Consider the following 18,732-nt stretch of genomic DNA (forward strand, 5'->3'; position numbering starts at 1 on the left):
TATAAGCTAAATCTACTCGCTTTACTGTTGCTTGCAAAGAAGATAGATTTAATTGCTTATATTCTTCCCAACATTCTCGGAAAGCTGGCAAGGCATTCTGTTGCGTAAAATAATCGATTGACTTATTATTTTTTTGCCATTCAAAGCGCCGATGCGCCAAGCAAGCATTATATAAATAAGCATGAAGGCGACGAGCCGCAAACAACGTTTGAAGCTGAGTTTGATTGGGATATAATCGAAATGTTAATCGCCTCGTTGCCATTTTTTTGCTTTTCCTTCATGGCTTGGAATATACTCGACTATAGCACTGACTCGAAAAATCTGCAAGGTCTATGAAAAAAGGCGCTCATGTTGTCTATGATATTCACCTTCATATCATTTTCGTCACCAAGTTTCGTAAAAAGGTGTTGAGTGAAGCGATGCTTGAAACCATGAAAGTCGTCATAAAAAGAGTTCTAAACGCCAATCAGTGTGAACTTGAAGAGTTTGAGGGTGAACCCGACCACGTTCATCTTCTCATTCAACTTCACCCTAACAACAATATTTCAAATCTCGTTGCTTCTTTGAAATCTGCCAGTAGTCGAATTTTAAGAAAAGAATACAAGGCTGAAATTAGCCAGTTCTATTGGGGGGACAAGGTTAAACTTTGGCATGATTCCAAGTGCATCGTTTCTTGCGGTGGCGCTCCTTTGGCAACCATTAAGCAGTACATCCAAAACCAAAGCGGAGGAAGAAATAAGGATGGTAGGGACGTTTCATGAAACGTCCGTACATTTCTGAGGGGGGATTTTCCGCCCCACCGTATAGACGAGTGGGGAAACCAATCCCCCCTCAGACTCCCCCTATTGGTTGTTAGCATTTTCATTGCCTTCTCAGAAGCTAACAATTTGCAGTTAATTCTAATAGTTTTTCGACGGGTGCATTAGGGTTGAGAAAGGAAAATAAATGTTTGTAGCGCAAAACGCCCTGGCGATCGATGATAAACTGAGCCGCTAGAGGAGCGCCGAGGGCTTGGCCGACTTGATACGTTTGGAACACATCACAACTCGGATTACTTAATAAAGGCATTTTTAGGCTCAAATCTTTGACGATTTTTTCACTTTGTCGGCGATCGGTACTGGTTATCATAAAAATCTCGGCTCCTTTCTCGGTGAAACTTTCGTAGTTTTCATTCAACTGTTGAATGTGAGGATAACAAAGAGGACAATATTGGCGATCGGTAAAGATGCGCGTGAAAGCAACAATAATTGTTTTTTTACCTCGATAGTCTGACAATCGCACGGTACTCTGGTTGGTAATATCCGGTAGGAGAAAATCGGGAGACTTGCGCCCTAAAATGAGAGAATTTGTTGCAGGAATTGGAAAAAAGTTTTTCAAGAAACGTGGTGTTAATAAACCGCGAAAGTCCATTGAATGTAACATAATAATTCTGGGTTATTTGACTTTAAACAATATAGTTTAATTCTCTTCATTGTGCTGAGTCAAGTAGCGAACCTTTTCAAGAAGAATATTAAATCGTTTGTCGTTTTCAGATTGACATCGCATAATGGGTATAGCACATTGCCAGACCAGCCCAACCCAATTAATTTAAGTAAATCGTGACTATATCAACTCGAGGCGAGCGATCGCAAATCCTCGATCGCAAATTAAATGAAAGTCGTCGCAGTGCTTTTTTCCGAGAGATTTTGACCAATAGCGGACATTTTCTCATTCTCAATTCTCTCTCAGAAATTGCTCTCATGGGTTGGGATAACTATCTTCATGAACCCGCTCACTATCTAATTATTTTTGCTATGCTTGCTCAAGCATGGTATTTATCCCATGCCCAAGCAAATCGATTTTGGGGAAATTTAATTGGTGTTACCTGCTATACTTTGGTCGATTTTCCCCTTGATGGATGGGAATTTTTTGCCGAACCCAATCACTTGATTTTAGGGGTATTTTCTCTGGCGATCGCCTTATTGCAGGGGTTGCACTGTCATTGGCTACCTTGCTCTAAAGTTGTCCTTGTTCCTTTGGAAAGTTTGATCCGTTTAGGGATGTTATTGGCACTATACCAAACCTTATTCTGGAAAAATAACGAGGGTAACTTGACTATATTTGCTCGAGCAAATTCCTCACAAATTTTTTTAGGGGAAAGTCTATTGGTTATTGGTCTTTTATTGGGCTTACAGACTCTACAAGTGATGAGACAGCAACAAAAGTTACACGAAATTGCTCAAAAGTTGCGCCATTTGGCAGAATGGGGAATGGGCAGTTATGCGGTGAGTGCTGCGGTGTCAGATCCTGAAGCGCTTTTATTTCAGCGTTGCGATCGCTCAATTGTTTTTCTGGATATTCGCGGCTTTACTCAATGGTGCGAAACCACATCTCCCGATCGCGTGGCTCGAGTGCTCAATGATTATTATCACTGTGCCGAACCTGCTGCTACCCGTTACAATCCTTTAAAGGTGTCTTTTACTGCTGACGAAGTTATGGCTATTTATGATCGCCCTCACTCGGCGATCGCAGCAGCTCGAGCCATGCAGGAAGCTGTACAACCGTTACTCTCTTGTTATGGTTTAGGTGCGGGTTGTGGAGTGCATGGAGGAAGCGTTATTGAGGGATTATTTGGCAGTGATGAGGTTCGCACCTATACGGCGATCGGGGATGTAGTCAATGTTGCGAAACGCTTGGAAAGTTCTACACCCGCAGGAAAAATCACCCTTTCCGATACTATTTATCAGGCTCTCAAGTCAGAAATTTCGGTAATTCCTCGCGAACCTATTCAGGCTAAGGGAAAAAGTCAACCTTTAACGGCATGGTATTTGCAATGAACAGTTAAGTGGTCGGACAATGCTAAAGTTAACGGCGATCGCGATAACTCTAGGTGGTTGAGTTTCGTGATGTATAAGGCAATTTTTAATCAGATCCGCGATCGAGTTACGGTAAATTAATGTTAGACAAGTAACTGTTCTATTTCCCTCAAGCTCACCTATGGAAAATTTTAAACTCGAACTGGCTTCTCTAAGTTTCCGAGTCGAACAACTCGAACGCAAACAAAGCGCGATCGCTGAATCTGTTACGCGCATTGACAGTCAATTACAGGAAGTAAAGGCAATTTTGCAGCAACCAGAGTTAGGAAATGTTGAAACGCTACAAGTTAAGTTTAGCGAATTACAGCAACAGGTCGATCGCTTACGGAATTTAAGTGGTGAGGGAGATAAGAAAGCGATTTCCGCAGCAAAATCTCCAGATATTGTCAAACAGTTTTATGAGCGGGTGGAGCGTCAACTTCAGGGAATTTCTGGAGATTTTGTCGAGAAAACAGAAGATCCTGCTCGGGAAATATCAGAGCTAATTTCTGAAATGTCGCAAGAGTTTAGCGATCGCATAGAAACAGAAGAGTTAATCGAAACAGTGGAAAATGAAGAAGAAGCAGAAATTACAGCAGAAAAATTGTTAGAACGGTATAAAGAAGGCGATCGAGAATTTGTCGCATTGAATTTAAACAAACTCAATCTAAGCAAACAAAATTTACGCGAAGCTAATCTAAGCGAAGCCAATTTACAAGGGGCAAATTTAAGCAAAGCAATCCTTTATGCTACCAATCTCCATAAAGCCAATTTATCAAAAGCAACCTTTTATAAGGCAAATTTTAATCGTAATTCAAACTTAACTAAGTCAAATTTAGTGAGTGCCAATTTTCAAGAAGCTAATTTATCAGGGGTACAGCTAACAGGTGCAAATTTATCTCAATCTTGCTTCGTTAAAGCTGTTTTATCTAACACCAATTTAAGCCAAGCTAAAGCCATACAAGTTAATTTAAGCGGGGCAAATTTATCCGGTGCAGATTTAACCAACTCAGAACTAATTGAAGCCAATTTGAAGGAAGCAAATCTCGAAAGAGCAAATTTGACAAATGTAAATCTTAAAAAAGCAAAATTAAATAAAGCCAAGTTTTCTGAATCTGCAAACTTAAATAGTGTAAATTTGAGTCAAGCCGATCTAACTGGAGTTAATTTAAAGAAAGCAAATCTAATAGGGACTAATTTAACTCAAACCAATTTAAGCTGCGTAAATTTGTTAGGAGCGAATTTGCTAGAGGCTGAGTTTACAGGAGTGAATCTCAAAGGCTCAGTTTATGACCACGATACTGCGTTTCCGATAGATATCGATTCTGTGACAACTGGAGCGTATTTAATTGCACCTAATTCCTCTCTACAAAAAGCCAATCTAGCAGGTTACGATCTGAGCCTATCATCTCTGACAGGAGCAAATTTAGAAGAGGCCAATTTACAATTTACTATGCTTGTGAATTCTAATTTAGCACAAGCAAATTTGGCTAATGCAAATCTCTATAAGGCTAATTTGAGTCAAGCCGATCTAACAACAGCAAATTTAACCGGTTGTAAATTGCTTTATACAAATCTTAACTCTGCCAATTTGACAGCAGCCAATTTAAGTAAAGCCGATCTAACCCATGCAAATCTTTACTCTGCCAACTTAACAGCAGTAGAATGGAAGGAAGCTAAATTCATCCAAACTAATCTAGGAAGGGCTAATTTAATGGGTTTGAATCTGTGCGAGGCTATTTTTCAGAGTGTTGATCTTTCTAGTGCTAATATAAGTGGAGCTAATTTGTCTAAAATCAATTTACTCGCTTCAAGATTAGATTCGGCTAACCTGAGCGGTGCTACCTTAAATAATGCCAAATTAATCGGTTCAAGTTTTAACTCTGCTAATTTAACCGGAGCAGATTTAACTGGAGCAGATTTACGGGGGGTGAACTTACAAAATGCTAATTTAGAGAAGGCTAATTTAACTGGAGCAAATCTCAAAGGAGCAAATCTAAATAATGCTAAATTAACTGGAGCAATCTTACCTGATGGAAAAACAGTTAGTTCTATCGATCGCGATGCAACATAATATTAAATCCAGTTTGATAACTTAACTAAATTCTTGTACAAGACTGGTTCAGTAAAAATCTAGAATCATTACTCCCAAGTATTCAATTGAGTTAGCCAATTTTGTAAGGTTGAAGAAACGCGATCGCGACTGCGTTCAAAGTTTGCAGCAACAATAATTAAAATGATACCAGAAATTAAGCCAATAACCCATTTTAAAAAGGCATAGTGAAAAATGAGGACTATCAATTGATAGGAGGTTGCAAAAAGAAAAGTTATGGTTCCTACATAAAGAAATGCCCGCACTTTTAGACCTAAACCAATCAAGATAGCCAATAATCCGATCAAAATGGGTACGAGTCCAGTTTCTGAATGCAAAACTAGGGCAATAAGACAAGTTAAACTACTCCCAATAACGCGCAATAAATGGCGATTTTTGGATTGAGAGGAGTCCTGTAAAGCGGGATCGAATTGAGAGATATAGATAATAGATAAACTGCCCAGGGAAACATACCAAAGAGGGTCTTGAAGGTGATTCTCTTGAAAAAAACGCGCGATCGCCCAATTACAAAATCCTAATGCAAAATACGTCCAACGCCAATTTTTTGACTGTTGTGCTACTCGGATATAAAAGGCCGCTACGATGAATAAATTTAGGGTAGAAATAGAGGGATATTGCCCAAATAGGACAATAATAGGCACCGCGATCGCGCAATATTGCCAAGGTTGTTTGCGCCATCCCCAATGATGCCAAGGTAAAGAATAAAGGGCTAAGGCGATCGCGCAGTTTATCGGGACAACAGCAACACCAACAAGCCTATATTCCGGCCAAAATAAACGGAGATAAACCGAGAGAATGCCTGCTGCAATAACGCCTAGAATCACCCATAAATCGTTGCGTTTGGGCTTGTCTAAGCCGCGTCCTTGTAGAATGGCGTAAAATGCAAGAATTACCCAAATTATTGTTCCTAAAAGGCGCAATTGCGAGGGAGAATTAAGACTCAAACCTAAAGCGAATAGCATGAAGATGTTGGCGATCGCCCAGTGTATATTTCCCACGATTGTAATATCTTTTCGTCGCAAGTTATAGGTTTTCTGATTATTACGAAGTGGTAAGATTAAGACCAAACTGCGATAACTGACAGCAATAACGACGGCGATCGCAGCTAGGATAGTTAGCCCATCGATGGGACTCCCTCCCGATCCTTGGGACATTTGGTAAATTGTGAGTTCGTATAAGCCCGCAGAAATCCCCGCCAGAGAGAGATAAGAAAGTCCTTGCCAACCGGGACAGGGAATAGCGATCGCCAGCCCTGTTAATGCCGCACCAAGGGTCAAAAATCCGGTGTATGGGGTGAAGTATTCTCCACGCATAACTAGCCCTAAAACGGCATAAAATAGGGGAATAAGGCGAAATGTATTGAGTGAGATAAAGGGCGATCGCAAGTTTACAAGGCGATCGACTGCGATGCAGAAGCCAATCAGGATATTAACCGCAGCTAGAGTTAAGATTGAGGCATTTACTAACAATAGTCCGCTACTGATGATTAATTCTAGCCCCCAGACGACTCCCCAAACAATCTCCTCGGTGAGTTTTGACTGGCTGCGAAAGGCGATCGCCCCTGTTAAAACTATAGGTGCAATGAAAAGCGCCCAATGAATAGATAGAGGTTGTCTGTATCCGACGGCGATCGCGGTGGTCAGTCCGGTTAATAGAGCTATTGTGAGAATAATTGCCCAAATATCGGCGGCTTCTCGATAGACTTTAGCGAGATTGCCCGATCGCGATTGCAAGAAGCGATCGCCACCCCAGAGGAATGCGACGGCGATCGCACCCATCAATAACCATTCTGCAATTTGTAATTGTTGCCAAAATATTGCTATTCCTAATCCTAACCCATAACCGATGCCTACAAATGCAATTTCCTTGCGTTTTAGAGAGTCTGTATGGGCGATCGTTAATCCTGTTGCGACTCCCAAACCAATTAATCTGGGAAAAGGGTCTCTAAGGAGTAAAAATTGGACGGCGAAAAGCGCGATCGCACTAGCAAAAACGGCTTCTCGGTTACGAAGAGGACTGACTCGAGAGACTACAGTTAAAGTTAGGGGGATCAGTAACCATTCTAAAGAAGGTTCTGGCAAAATAGAATTTGTATCAGGAATAATCGAGCAAAAATAGCTGCCAATTGCCCCAATAAATCCTAAATGCCAACAACTTAAAGACCAGATTGAAAGATGTTTTACTGCAACTTTTGTTAGGTTTGAAATCTTGATTTTTTCTAATCCCATCAAGGCGATCCATTCCGCGATCGCCCAGATAAGGAAAATAACTGCATAATTCTCAGTTGTAAATTGAGGAAATAACCACGGAAAAATTGCTAAAATTGCGATCGCACTGGAAAGATGTGCTAAATAGATTGCTACGGGACGCACTTTAACACGATGGGCAACCATGAGAAATGAAATTGCCCAGAATAGGAAAGAAAGCGATCGTAAAGAAGGAATAAATGCAGCATATAAACAGGTTATACTTCCTAATGTAAGTGCCAATCCTTCGCCAAAATAAGCGAGTTTGGGTTTATCGAGTCGGTACAGTTTTCTCGTATAGCCGATAAAGATAAAACTGTAGCCAAAAGATGCACTAATTATAAACAAACTGGCAATATTTTCATAACCCGTAAGATTGGTTAAAATCCCAAAAAAATTATCCCAAGATTTTAGCGGAATTAAGCGGACGAGTAAAATTAATCCTTGTGCGCCGATCGCAAATAATGCCAATAAATCTAACCCATGCCAATATTGCTTTAATCGTTTCAAGAAGCACCAAAAACCTAAGCCACTAACTGCTAAAGACTGCCAAGGAACTTCAACAAAAATCCCTACTTTCCATCCGAATAAGATTAGGAGTATACCAGTAATTTCGAGGATTTTAGAAAGGATAGTATAAGACTTAAGGAAAGGAACAATTTCTGTACAGATCCAACCTCCAATACCAATAGCTAAACCTAATTCTGCTAGGGGTAATTGTTCCAGAATTGTGCCACGAACAAACAAGATTGTCAGGGCAAAAAGAACAAAAAAGACTCGCGAAAGATCGAGTTTTTTTGCTTGAGAGAACTTTCTCCGTAAGAGAATAGCTGTTGGAATTGTGCCTAAATAAATCGCCAATAGAGGGATATTTGAAAAACTCCATCCCCAATGTAAATAACATAATCCTAAAAATAAAGATGCTTCGATCGCGATCGCTTTCCGGGAAAACAGAAAGGTCATAATACTCAAACTTATTGCCGCGATCGCAATAACAGGCCAGCCTATCAAATTGCGCCATAGCCCAAAACTATCCATCGCCACAAAATTAATAGGAATGAGTAATAATGCAACAATAGTTAAGGTTTGAGAGGTTAATTGTAGTTTCTCATTTTTCCCCGTCCACCAGCCAGAAAGACCGAAGATTAAAGTATAAACATATAAAATACCATATTGTCCAATGGAATTGATTTCTTGCCATTGGGTTGCAGCCATGACTCCCGAAGAAACAATAACGAGAAAAATGCCGAGGAAAAATAGCCAGCGTAAACTTAATTCATCTTTAAAAGATTGGAAAATTTTCTCGAGTCCAGAAGGTTGAGATGTTGCAATTTTTTGCGCTACAAGTTTTCTTTTGCGAGGGACTGGGATGGGTATTTCTTCGGCAAACTCTTGATTTGAAGATTGGCTAATTTTTGGTTTTTCGACCTTGAGAATAGGTTCGGGAAGAGTACAGGTTAAATAGCGCTGACTTAGTTGTTTTACTTGGCCATCGTCCAGTAATCCTAATTGCAACCAATATTCTAAACCATCTAATAGTTCGGGTTGCGAGGCACTAACGGTAAGTTCCAAGTGTAAAAAGCGATTTATATTAGAGGACATGGGAATAATTCATAATTAACAATATTTTACACTGTCTATAATTTACTCGAAAAAGATAATATTATTTCCTCTCTATTGGGACAATTCCGCGATCGGCACGCTTTTACTGGGGTGTATCTCAAAATGTAAATCTGTAGAGTAGTTTATTTTTATTGCTTGATAAATGAGCAATTAATGCAAAAATAAATAGCGAACTAAAAAAGCACTAATTCCGCCTAAAGATGCCGTAAATAATACCCCGATAAATCCCCAAAGACGGTTATCTTGCTTATTCAGTTGTTCTTTGAAATCATCAATTCGTTGATTTGTCCCTTCAATCTTGGTACTTTGAATATCAATTTGCTTACCAACCTCAATAATTCTTTTATCGAGTTCGTGAAACTGAGTATCAATTTTTTTATCAAGTTCGTGAAACTTGGTATCAATTCTTTTATCGAGTTCGCTAATCTTGATATCAACTTTTTTATCAAGTTCACTAAACTTGGTATCAACTTTTTTATCAAGTTCATTAAACTTGGTATCGATTCTTTTATCAAGTTCATTAAACTTGGTATCAAATTTGCGATCGAGATTAAGGATTAAATCTCCTAGTTCTTTGAGGCCAGTTTCGGAAGTGACAGTCATGGACTCCAATCTCCTTATTGTTTGTTAAACCTACATCAACTTACTGACACTTTATTTTATTCCCAAATTTGACCGATCTGAAATGCGATCGCCCTTTTTGGCTAAAATATTTTTAAAAATTGTCAAAGATGAAGAAATATGAATTAACCTAAGAAAGAACGCGATCGACTCTTCTCTAAGTTGTTATGGTTCACAACGCATCTTCTCAATATTCCCTCACTTGGCTGCACAAAATGTCGGAAATTCCCCAAATGGCGTGGGATGAGTTAGCCCAACCTCTCGAAACGCCCTTTTTAGAATGGGAATGGCTGAATAATCTCGAAACCTCTGGTAGTGTAGCAGCAAAAACAGGATGGCAACCTTGTCATTTAACCGTATGGCGCGATCGCCAACTGGTTGCAGCAGCCCCTTTATATCTTAAAGGTCACAGTTACGGCGAGTTTGTTTTCGACCATCAATGGGGGGACCTCGCGCATCGTTTGGGGGTTTCTTACTATCCAAAACTGTTGGGAATGACTCCTTTTACTCCTGTGGTTGGTTATCGTTTTTTAATTGCCCCAGGAGAAGACGAGGACACTTTAACAGAAATAATGGTAGGGGCGATCGACCATTTTTGCGATCGCAATCAACTCTCGGGATGCAATTTTCTCTTTGTCGATCCCGAATGGCGTAAAGTGATGGAATCTCATGGGTTTAGTAGTTGGTTACATCATAGTTATATTTGGGGAAATCTGGACTTTCAAACCTTTGATGACTATTTAAAGGTTTTTAATGCTAACCAACGACGCAACATCAAACGAGAACGAAAATCTGTGACTAAAGCTGAGTTACGAATGGAAGTTTATACTGGAGAAGAAATTCCCCATTTTCTTTATCCTATGATTCATCAATTTTACAGCAGTACCTGTAGTAAATTTTATTGGGGCAGTCAATATTTAACGCGCAAATTTTTTGAGCAATTGTATCCCAATTATAGCGATCGCGTTGTTCTCTTTGCAGCTTATTCTGACGAACAAGATACCAAGAAACCCGTCGGGATGTCTTTTTGTCTGCGAAAAGATAAGAACCTTTACGGACGTTATTGGGGCAGTTTAGAAGAGTTTGATTGTCTTCATTTTGAAGCCTGTTATTATAAACCCATTGAATGGGCAATTTCTCAAGGTATTCAAATGTTCGATCCAGGGGCAGGAGGAAAACATAAGCGCCGCCGAGGATTTCCGGCAACACCTAACCATAGTTTACATCGTTTTTATGACCCTCGCATGAGAAAAATTCTCTGTTCTTATGTTGATGAAATCAACGACATGGAACAGCAGGAAATTGAGGCAATTAATCAAGATTTACCCTTCAATAAACAAGAAATTAACTTTAATTTCTGTAATGATTAAGTCTTGAATCGCACAATTTTAGTAAAATTCTACCCGATAAATAGATTCATTAGTATCGAGGGAAAACCAAAAATTGAGCATTCCTCTACCAGTATCAACATACATTTTTCCCACGGTAGAATCGCGGTAAAGTCTGGGGGAATAGTCCAACTCTTCTAGAAATTGGGAAACAACTTGGGCATTGCGACCAAGGAAACGCTTTAGTTCTGATGAACTCGGCGGCCATTGTGCAAAAGGTTCAAAAGCAGACCCTTCCTCGGAATCATATAAAAACGTTCCATTACACAAATTTCCATCTTTTTTAATGCAAGATTGAACGGGTTCTGTTAATACTATCTCACCATTTTCAAGGATCGTCAATTGAGAGTCATCAATCTGATAAAGTGCGATCGCGCTTCTGCCATAATATTCATGCTCATTTTCACCGGGAAGCGCCGCTACTCTGATGAATTTATTGGGGTCTTGACGATTGATGCTATAGTAATCTAAGCCATTGCGATCGCCTCCTCTTCCCCCTTGACAAACATAGATATAAAAACTCTCTGTAACATAGCGAATCAAGGTTTCTCCACTGCCTCCATTCTCCGGACAATATCGAGGAGGTTGGCGCAGAAAACTATCAAAATTTTGACTGTTGACGGGAGAAGAAGGAAGGAGTACCAGTGTAAAACTGATCCCCCACCATGCAGCTAAATTCAATAGTTTTAATGTATATCTTTGCTTCATTTGCTGATCTTGCTTTCTGATTTTATTTTGTCTATAATACTAAAACTGGAATGCCGAACGCAAGCAATTTTTTGAATTTATCATTAAATCAATATGCTAACAAATATTCGCCTTTTAATCGAGGCGTGTAAACAACTAAAAATCGATTACGATATCCTTCACCCTACAGAAAACTTAGTTCGAGTTAAATTACAACAAAACTATTACTTTGTCAACTATACAGTTCCCCTCATCAGTCAGGCGATCGCCAAAATTCTCATCGACAAAGAATATACCTATAGACTCCTTAAAGATTGTGTCAACAATCCTAAAACCCTGGCATTTTTAACTCCTTTTTGCGACGAAAAATATCAGCAATATTTGCATTTCGATACAGTTGGAAAAATTATAGGAGAAATCCAAACTCATTTTTCCTTCCCTGTCATTATTAAACGAAATCGCGGAACATCGGGAAATAATGTTTTTTTATGTCAAAATGAACAGGAGGCGAATAATTCCCTAAAAACAATTTTTGATACTAATAGTAAAAATAGTGATTATGTTGCCTTAGCGCAAGAATATATTAACATCGAACAAGAATATCGAGCCGTATTTTTAGACCGAGAACTCATTTTACTTTATAATAAAGACAATAAAAATGCAAAATTTACAGGAAATTTAAGCCCCTTACATTGGGAAGGTGCAAAAGCGAGACATATTACCGATCGCCAGATCGTCACCGAAATCCAAAATTTTGTTAATCCCGTCTTTCAAAATCTCGACATCAGTTATGGTGGATTTGATATTGCCCGCGATCGCCACAATCAATTGTGGTTAATTGAAATCAATTCTCATCCCAATTATAATATTTTTGTCCGAGACAACAGCGAAGAAATTATCATCCAACTGTTCAAAAAAATTCTTAAAAAACTACAAGATCAATAAAAGATCGATAACTGGTAACTGATAATTGATAACTGATGACTGAAAAGGTTCGGTTCTCCTGCTATGGTAGAAACAGTAAAAGCGTTAATATTAAACTAACAGGAGGGATGTCGTCACCTTCAAACGCGAGTTTTTGTAAGAGGGTAAAGAGGAATGGTTGGACTAGACTGGTCATTACCCACTTTAAGTCAAGTGGTAGAAAAAAGTGAGGAAAGTTGGGAAAAAGACGAGCAAAATTCCCAACCCGACACCCTATATTCCATTAACACCCTATTAAAAGCAGAGGGTCAATGGTACAGTGCGATCGCCTCACTAGAACAATTATTGCTGAAATTAATCCCCTCTGAGAGGGAAACTTTGACGGAGACTTATCAAGGATTATTGCTGTCAGGATCGACCCCAGTTTTATGTAAACCCGAAATATTTTCTCACTTGAAAGTGGGAGTTTTTGCCCCAAAACGCCAACCGCAATTTTCCCTACCTGCTGCTTTTTGTCAATCTCAACAGACAAAAATGCCAACATTTCCAGAATATCCTCTCCTTGTAACAGATCCTCTTGCTAACGAGAGATTTTGCCTTGCTTTGACCCCTCAATTTGGGTTAGTTTTGGTTTTGGGAAAAGGAGTAAATGGAAAAATACAGTTTCGCTTTTCCTTCGATCCTGATGTTGTAAAATTAGCTTGGCAAACCCTGCGATCGCGCCTTATGATTCTCTGTAGCGATCGCCTTGCTTCCCTAGATAAAATTGCTGATCGCTTTGTCCCTTCTCCGACTCCAGATTATCGCCTCGTAACTGCTTTTAGTCGCCGTTTGTTGACAAATTTACCCGATAATTCTCCCCTGATTTCCGTACAAACTACCGCTAATATCTCCTGTGATAAAAAGGAAGATAAAGAAAAAATAATAGAATCCGATCTCATTTCTGAAGTTGAATTACTGCAAGCACTAACTCACGAAATACGCACACCTTTGACAACCATTCGGATGTTGACACGGTTGTTATTGAAAAAGCAAGAAAATCTTGCCCCTAAAGCGATCGAACGTTTGGAAATTATCGATCGCGAATGTACAGATCAAATCGATCGCATGGAACTTATTTTTCGGGCTGCGGAGTTAGAAAGCAAACCGATAAAATCAGAAAATGTGCAATTAATTCCCATTTCTCTCAAACAAATTATTCAACACAATATTCCTCGCTGGAAAAAACAAGCACAAGGAAGAAATATAACCCTTGATATCTTGCTTCCCGAACAATTACCTACTGTTTTCAGCAACCCAGAAATGTTGAGTCGCGTCCTTTCGGGACTCATGGAAAGTTTTACCCGCAGTTTACCAACTGGAGGACAATTGCAAGTTCAAGTTGCTACAGCAGGACATCAATTAAAGGTACAACTGGTTTCAGAAAATGTTGCTTTAACCCACTCTTTAAAGTCAATGGGACAATTATTAATGTTCCAACCCGAAACAGGAAATTTAAGTTTAAATCTCGATGTCACCAAAAATCTTTTTCAGATATTGGGAGGAAAACTAACAATTCGTCAACGTCCCCAAAAGGGAGAAGTTTTAACTATTTTTCTACCTCTCGGAGTACATCATTCTCCTTTCAAAAAGCCCGATCTACAAAAGCAGAAAACTAAACTTTAGTCTAGTTTAAATGTTACTCACTAAAAACTTATTTTTCTGGCAATATGAAAAGCGGAAAGATAAGAGAATTCGATCTTGCTATAAAAATTCTTCTCAATTCTTTCTCTTAACCCTATAAATAATAATTCGCGATCGCGTTTTTCTATTCGTTGATAAGGAGAAAAAGTATCGAGAAGCAGTAAATAATCATCCACAGAATAGGTAACTTGGCAGGGAATTTGTTCGGAAATTAAATCTTGAAATTGTCCCGATTTTAAGATTTCATCACCAAAATTTTTTAGGACTTCTTCTTGTTTATTTCTACCTTCATAACGGGAAAGCGAGGGAGCATATTTTTGATATACTTCCTGTAAGATTGTATATTCTTCATATCGGGGTTCTGGTTGTAAATTCCACAATAAGATTAAATGACCTTCTTGTTTTAAAGCATTAGCAGTTTTGCCATAACTCACTTCTGGAGGTATCCAATGAAAAGAATTAGCCGCTAAAACAACATCAAATTTTTCTGGTTCTAATTTCCATTCCTCAAAAGAAGTATTCATAATCTCAATCTGAGGATATGCGCTACAATTACTCTCTAAAAATTGGCAAGATTCTCGACTGGGTTCGAGACAAACCATTGAGAAACCCAATTTAGCAAATCCAATGGTAGCATTACCAGGGCCGCTACCGATTTCTAAAATAGTTGCATCGGGACGCAATTGAACAACTTCGATCGCGCGATCGCATAATTCTTGAGGATAACGAGGTCTGACTCGATTATAAGCCTCAGCAACACTTGAATACCAAGTTTTGCGGATTTCCAAATCTTGACTCGCATACCATTGTTTTTGTTTTTGCCAATTGTTCATTATCTTGATTTTTAGTTATACTCAAATATTAGCGTAAAATAAGCAAATGAATTCTCTTTCTCCTCGATGGCAACTTCCCTCTACTCCCGATGTTCCTGCGGAATTTATTGCCGCGATTAAACCCTACTGTCCATCCTCAGAAGGGAAAATTGCTGCACAATTACTCTGGCAAAGAAATATCAGTGATTTAGAAAAACTACCAGGATTTATTAATTGCGATCGCTATCAACCTGCGAGTCCTTTTGAGTTTGGCGAGGAGATGAAATATGCCATTAAACGCCTTCAGAAGGCACGAGAAGCAGGGGAAAAGGTGACAATCTGGGGGGACTTTGATGCAGATGGTATTACCTCCACTAGCGTCCTCTGGGACGGTTTGGGACAGTTTTTTGCTCAATATTTGCAGTTAGATTATTATATTCCCAATCGCTTGAGTGAATCTCACGGTTTAAACATCCCCGGAATTGAAAGATTAGCAGCGACGGGAACAAAATTAATTGTTACCTGCGATACGGGAAGTACCAATATAGAAGAGATCGATCGCGCCGCAGAATTAGGCATTGATATTATTGTCACGGATCACCATACTTTACCAGAAAATCGTCCCAATGTTGTCGCAATTATTAATCCTCGTTATTTAGAACCAACTCATCCTCTCTATCATCTTTCTGGGGTTGCTGTTGCTTATAAATTAGTCGAAGCACTTTACGAAACCTTTCCCAGAATTCCTCAAAAACCCCTCGCGGAATTATTAGATTTAGTCGCTATTGGTTTAATTGCCGATCTCGTTGAATTAAAGGGAGACTGTCGCTATTTAGCACAAAAGGGAATCAAACAATTACAAAAACAACTGAAAAATCCCACTCGTCCAGGGGTTGCTTTACTGTTAAAATTATGTCGGAGAAGTGGCGATCGCCCCACGGATATTTCCTTTGGTTTGGGTCCTCGAATTAACGCAGTGAGTCGCATTCATGGAGATGCTAACTTTTGCGTAGAATTATTAACCAGTCCCGATCGCGATCGCTGTCAACATCTCGCCGAAGAAACAGAACTCGCTAACAGTCGTCGCAAAGAATTACAAAAAAATGTTACAAATTCTGTTAAGAAAAAACTCGAACAACTTGACTTATCAACCACCTATGTTATTGTCTTAGAAGATTCGCAATGGTCCCCAGGAGTTTTAGGATTAGTTGCCGGACAAATTGCTCAAGAATATGGTCGTCCTACCATCTTATTAAGCACGCAAAATAACGATCAGGCAACAGGAAACGAGCAACAGAAAACAGACCAAGAACCACAATTATCTCTTGCTAGGGGATCTGCGCGTTCTACCAATAAAATTGATCTTTATCAATTAGTACATTCTCAAAAACATTTATTGCATCGTTTTGGAGGACATCCTTATGCAGCAGGTTTGAGTCTTCTGGTTGAAAATTTGCCGCTTTTTACTGAAGCAATTAATCAAGAAGTTCGCTTGCAAATTAACACAACAGAACTCACTCCCATCATTAGTGCAGATATTACCGTAACCGTTGCCGATTTAGGTAAAGAATTGTTTAAAGAATTGAATCTTTTAGAACCTTGTGGTATGGGAAATCCCATTCCCAAACTCCTGATTGAAAATTGTTGGTTTACAAATATACGGCACAAGAATACGGAAGATCATCGCCGTAAAAAGATTCAATATATTAAAACAACCTTTGAGATAGGCGATCGCAGTTCATCCTCGAAATTTCCCGGTGTTTGGTGGGGACATTATAAACATGAATTACCCGCAAATCAAACCTGTGATGCTATTGTAGAATTAGATTATAATACCTATAAAAATCGATACGAAGTGCGCTTAATTGCTGTTCGCATTTGCAACAAAAATCAAAGCGATCGCAATGACTTTTATGCACCTAATATTCTTTTAGATTGGCGAGGTAAGATATTAGAAGCCGAAAAATTTAGCGCGACAATTCTACTCGAAGATTGTCCGACGAATTGGGAGAAAATTTCTGGAGAATTTCACAAAGCAGTTTTAGAAACCCAGAAACTTGCCCTTGCTTATCCATCTCCAGACCCTTTAACCTCAGCAGAAATCTGGCACAAACTAGCAGGAATTGCTAAATATCTCCATCGTACAGCAGAAACAACAACCTATAAAAAGCTGCAAGAAAAACTTGAGATTAGTTCTCCAACCCTACTGTTAGGAATTGCAGCTTTAGAGGCGATCGGATTTGCAATTAAAAATAACCCTATCTCCCTAAAAATCACCGCAATAGAAGAACCTAAACCTCATCCAGAAGCGAAAATTAAACACTTTATTAATGCCCTAGAAGAAGAACAATTTCAACGCCAATATTTTTATAAAGTTCCGGTAGATACATTGCAAAATACCTTATCCTTTGTTGCCCGCGATCGCAATACCACAAATACAGAATAAGGTGGGCAATGCCCACCCGACGACTATTTACCCATCCCCAATTGTTGAGCCTTTTGGTAAACCTTTCCTTCTGTTAATAAAGAAGGAGCAATAACCACTTCAACTTGCTGCATTTCCTTGATATCCTTAGCACCCAAAGTTCCCATCGAGGTTTTTAATGCCCCGAGTAAATTGTGAGTACCATCATCTAATTTAGCTGGACCGACGAGAATTTCCTTAATTGTTCCCGTTGTCCCGACATTAATGCGCGTCCCTCTTGGCAAAACAGGGCTTGGAGTCGCCATACCCCAATGATAATCAACACCGGGAGCTTCCTTCGCCCGGGCAATAGGAGAACCGATCATAACCGCATCGGCACCGCAAGCAATACACTTGCAGATATCTCCCCCCGTCACAATTCCCCCATCGGCGATCGTAGGAATATATTTACCCGTTTCTCGATAATAATCATCCCGTGCCGCCGCACAATCAGCCACCGCCGTCGCTTGGGGTACACCCACCCCTAGCACGCCGCGAGAGGTACAAGCCGCCCCAGGCCCGATCCCCACCAAAATCCCCGCCGCACCCGCCTGCATGAGCTTTAAAGCCACCTCGTAGGTCACGCAATTGCCCAACATCACCGGCATCGGCATTTCTTGGCAAAATTGCGCCAAATCTAAAGGCGCGATCGCCCCCGGAGATAAATGATCCGTAGAGACAACAGTGGCTTGAATGCACAAGAGATCCGCCTTCGCTTCAGCAACGATTTTGCCATACTTTTGCGCCCCAGCCGGAGTTAAACTAACCGCCGCGATCGCCCCACGATCTTTAATTTCCTTAATCCGTTGGGCAATTAATTCAGGTTTAATGGGTTCAGCGTAAAGTTCCTGCATTAAGCCAACAAACTCCTCCTTTCCCACCGAAACAATGCGATCTAAAATGGGTTTGGGGTCTTCATAGCGCGTTTGAATCCCCTCGAGATTAAGAACCCCCATTGCGCCCAATTCCGAGAGCAATGCCGCCATATTCACATCGACAACACCATCCATTGCACTAGCAATAATGGGAATTTCTCGCTCGATATTGCCAATTGTAAAGCGAGTGTCCGCCAAACTTGGGTCTAGCGTCCTCTGTCCGGGGACAAGGGCAATTTCATCAAATCCGTAGGCTCGTCGAGCGGTTTTACCTCGACCGATTGAAATATCCACGCTCTTTTTTCGTTCCCAAAACTAATTTAGCTTAGGCTATCAAATTTTGAGGAGCGTTGGGGATGAAACCGCAAGAATTTACCCGATCGCAAGTTCTAGTTTTATGACTAGAAAATCCTGGGCTGCATAAAAATAACCCACAGAACCAGAGAACAAATTATAGAGTCT

The 18,732-nt window shown here is 39.9% G+C and carries 13 protein-coding genes and 1 pseudogene; 7 read left to right on the forward strand and 7 right to left on the reverse strand.

The window, feature by feature from the left end; genetic code table 11:
• Positions 1–262, reverse strand: a pseudogene (locus tag JUI58_RS24740) (RNA-guided endonuclease TnpB family protein); the annotation flags it as partial.
• A gap of 70 nt (positions 263–332) precedes the next feature.
• Between JUI58_RS24740 and tnpA the strand changes: the two are divergent.
• Positions 333–761: an IS200/IS605 family transposase gene (gene tnpA, locus JUI58_RS24745; protein WP_239121702.1), complete on the forward strand. Its 429-nt coding sequence runs from the start codon at positions 333–335 to the stop codon at positions 759–761.
• Between the two features lie 118 nt (positions 762–879).
• Here tnpA and JUI58_RS24750 read toward each other — a convergent pair whose 3' ends face one another.
• Entirely contained in the window at positions 880–1,422 is a 543-nt protein-coding gene (locus JUI58_RS24750) for a redoxin domain-containing protein (protein WP_204106526.1), read from the reverse strand.
• Positions 1,423–1,598: 176 nt separating this feature from the next.
• On the opposite strand from JUI58_RS24750, the gene JUI58_RS28295 reads away from it, so the two are divergent.
• Both JUI58_RS28295 and JUI58_RS24760 read left to right on the forward strand, forming a co-directional pair.
• On the forward strand, positions 1,599–2,816 hold the full coding sequence (locus JUI58_RS28295) for an adenylate/guanylate cyclase domain-containing protein (RefSeq protein ID WP_204106527.1): 1,218 nt from the start codon (positions 1,599–1,601) through the stop codon (positions 2,814–2,816).
• A gap of 160 nt (positions 2,817–2,976) precedes the next feature.
• Entirely contained in the window at positions 2,977–4,908 is a 1,932-nt protein-coding gene (locus tag JUI58_RS24760) for a pentapeptide repeat-containing protein (RefSeq protein WP_204106528.1), read from the forward strand.
• 68 nt (positions 4,909–4,976) lie between these two features.
• On the opposite strand, the gene JUI58_RS24765 is transcribed toward JUI58_RS24760, so the two are convergent.
• The gene (locus JUI58_RS24765; RefSeq protein ID WP_204106529.1) at positions 4,977–8,795 is read right to left on the reverse strand and encodes a hypothetical protein; all 3,819 of its coding nucleotides are present in this window, start codon (positions 8,793–8,795) and stop codon (positions 4,977–4,979) included.
• A 171-nt stretch (positions 8,796–8,966) separates the two neighbouring features.
• On the reverse strand, positions 8,967–9,419 hold the full coding sequence (locus JUI58_RS24770; RefSeq protein ID WP_204106530.1) for a hypothetical protein: 453 nt from the start codon (positions 9,417–9,419) through the stop codon (positions 8,967–8,969).
• A 185-nt stretch (positions 9,420–9,604) separates the two neighbouring features.
• On the opposite strand from JUI58_RS24770, the gene JUI58_RS24775 reads away from it, so the two are divergent.
• Complete coding sequence (locus tag JUI58_RS24775; RefSeq protein WP_204106531.1) at positions 9,605–10,807, forward strand: GNAT family N-acetyltransferase; 1,203 nt, start codon at positions 9,605–9,607, stop codon at positions 10,805–10,807.
• A gap of 18 nt (positions 10,808–10,825) precedes the next feature.
• On the opposite strand, the gene JUI58_RS24780 is transcribed toward JUI58_RS24775, so the two are convergent.
• A complete protein-coding gene (locus tag JUI58_RS24780; RefSeq protein WP_204106532.1) occupies positions 10,826–11,533 on the reverse strand; it encodes a hypothetical protein in 708 nt (235 codons plus the stop codon).
• A 93-nt stretch (positions 11,534–11,626) separates the two neighbouring features.
• Here JUI58_RS24780 and JUI58_RS24785 point away from each other — a divergent pair, with 93 nt between their 5' ends.
• Entirely contained in the window at positions 11,627–12,457 is an 831-nt protein-coding gene (locus tag JUI58_RS24785) for a YheC/YheD family protein (protein ID WP_204106533.1), read from the forward strand.
• A 153-nt stretch (positions 12,458–12,610) separates the two neighbouring features.
• The gene (locus JUI58_RS24790) at positions 12,611–14,101 is read left to right on the forward strand and encodes a HAMP domain-containing sensor histidine kinase (protein ID WP_204106534.1); all 1,491 of its coding nucleotides are present in this window, start codon (positions 12,611–12,613) and stop codon (positions 14,099–14,101) included.
• Between the two features lie 20 nt (positions 14,102–14,121).
• On the opposite strand, the gene JUI58_RS24795 is transcribed toward JUI58_RS24790, so the two are convergent.
• Entirely contained in the window at positions 14,122–14,952 is an 831-nt protein-coding gene (locus JUI58_RS24795) for a class I SAM-dependent methyltransferase (RefSeq protein WP_204106535.1), read from the reverse strand.
• 46 nt (positions 14,953–14,998) lie between these two features.
• On the opposite strand from JUI58_RS24795, the gene recJ reads away from it, so the two are divergent.
• Complete coding sequence (recJ, locus tag JUI58_RS24800) at positions 14,999–17,377, forward strand: single-stranded-DNA-specific exonuclease RecJ (protein WP_204106536.1); 2,379 nt, start codon at positions 14,999–15,001, stop codon at positions 17,375–17,377.
• A gap of 23 nt (positions 17,378–17,400) precedes the next feature.
• On the opposite strand, the gene JUI58_RS24805 is transcribed toward recJ, so the two are convergent.
• Complete coding sequence (locus tag JUI58_RS24805; RefSeq protein WP_204106537.1) at positions 17,401–18,564, reverse strand: GuaB3 family IMP dehydrogenase-related protein; 1,164 nt, start codon at positions 18,562–18,564, stop codon at positions 17,401–17,403.
• Positions 18,565–18,732 lie beyond the last annotated feature (168 nt).

It is taken from the genome of Spirulina sp. CCY15215 (assembly GCF_016888125.1).
Lineage (GTDB): Bacteria > Cyanobacteriota > Cyanobacteriia > Cyanobacteriales > Spirulinaceae > CCY15215.

Excerpts from the sequence above, each read along its gene's own strand:
- tnpA (WP_239121702.1), top strand. The coding sequence starts at position 333 with ATGAAAAAAGGCGCTCATGTTGTCTATGATATTCACCTTCATATCATT.
- JUI58_RS24750 (WP_204106526.1), bottom strand. The coding sequence starts at position 1,422 with ATGTTACATTCAATGGACTTTCGCGGTTTATTAACACCACGTTTCTTG.
- JUI58_RS24760 (WP_204106528.1), top strand. The coding sequence starts at position 2,977 with ATGGAAAATTTTAAACTCGAACTGGCTTCTCTAAGTTTCCGAGTCGAA.
- JUI58_RS24765 (WP_204106529.1), bottom strand. The coding sequence starts at position 8,795 with ATGTCCTCTAATATAAATCGCTTTTTACACTTGGAACTTACCGTTAGT.
- JUI58_RS24770 (WP_204106530.1), bottom strand. The coding sequence starts at position 9,419 with ATGACTGTCACTTCCGAAACTGGCCTCAAAGAACTAGGAGATTTAATC.
- JUI58_RS24775 (WP_204106531.1), top strand. The coding sequence starts at position 9,605 with ATGGTTCACAACGCATCTTCTCAATATTCCCTCACTTGGCTGCACAAA.
- JUI58_RS24780 (WP_204106532.1), bottom strand. The coding sequence starts at position 11,533 with ATGAAGCAAAGATATACATTAAAACTATTGAATTTAGCTGCATGGTGG.
- JUI58_RS24785 (WP_204106533.1), top strand. The coding sequence starts at position 11,627 with ATGCTAACAAATATTCGCCTTTTAATCGAGGCGTGTAAACAACTAAAA.
- JUI58_RS24790 (WP_204106534.1), top strand. The coding sequence starts at position 12,611 with ATGGTTGGACTAGACTGGTCATTACCCACTTTAAGTCAAGTGGTAGAA.
- JUI58_RS24795 (WP_204106535.1), bottom strand. The coding sequence starts at position 14,952 with ATGAACAATTGGCAAAAACAAAAACAATGGTATGCGAGTCAAGATTTG.
- recJ (WP_204106536.1), top strand. The coding sequence starts at position 14,999 with ATGAATTCTCTTTCTCCTCGATGGCAACTTCCCTCTACTCCCGATGTT.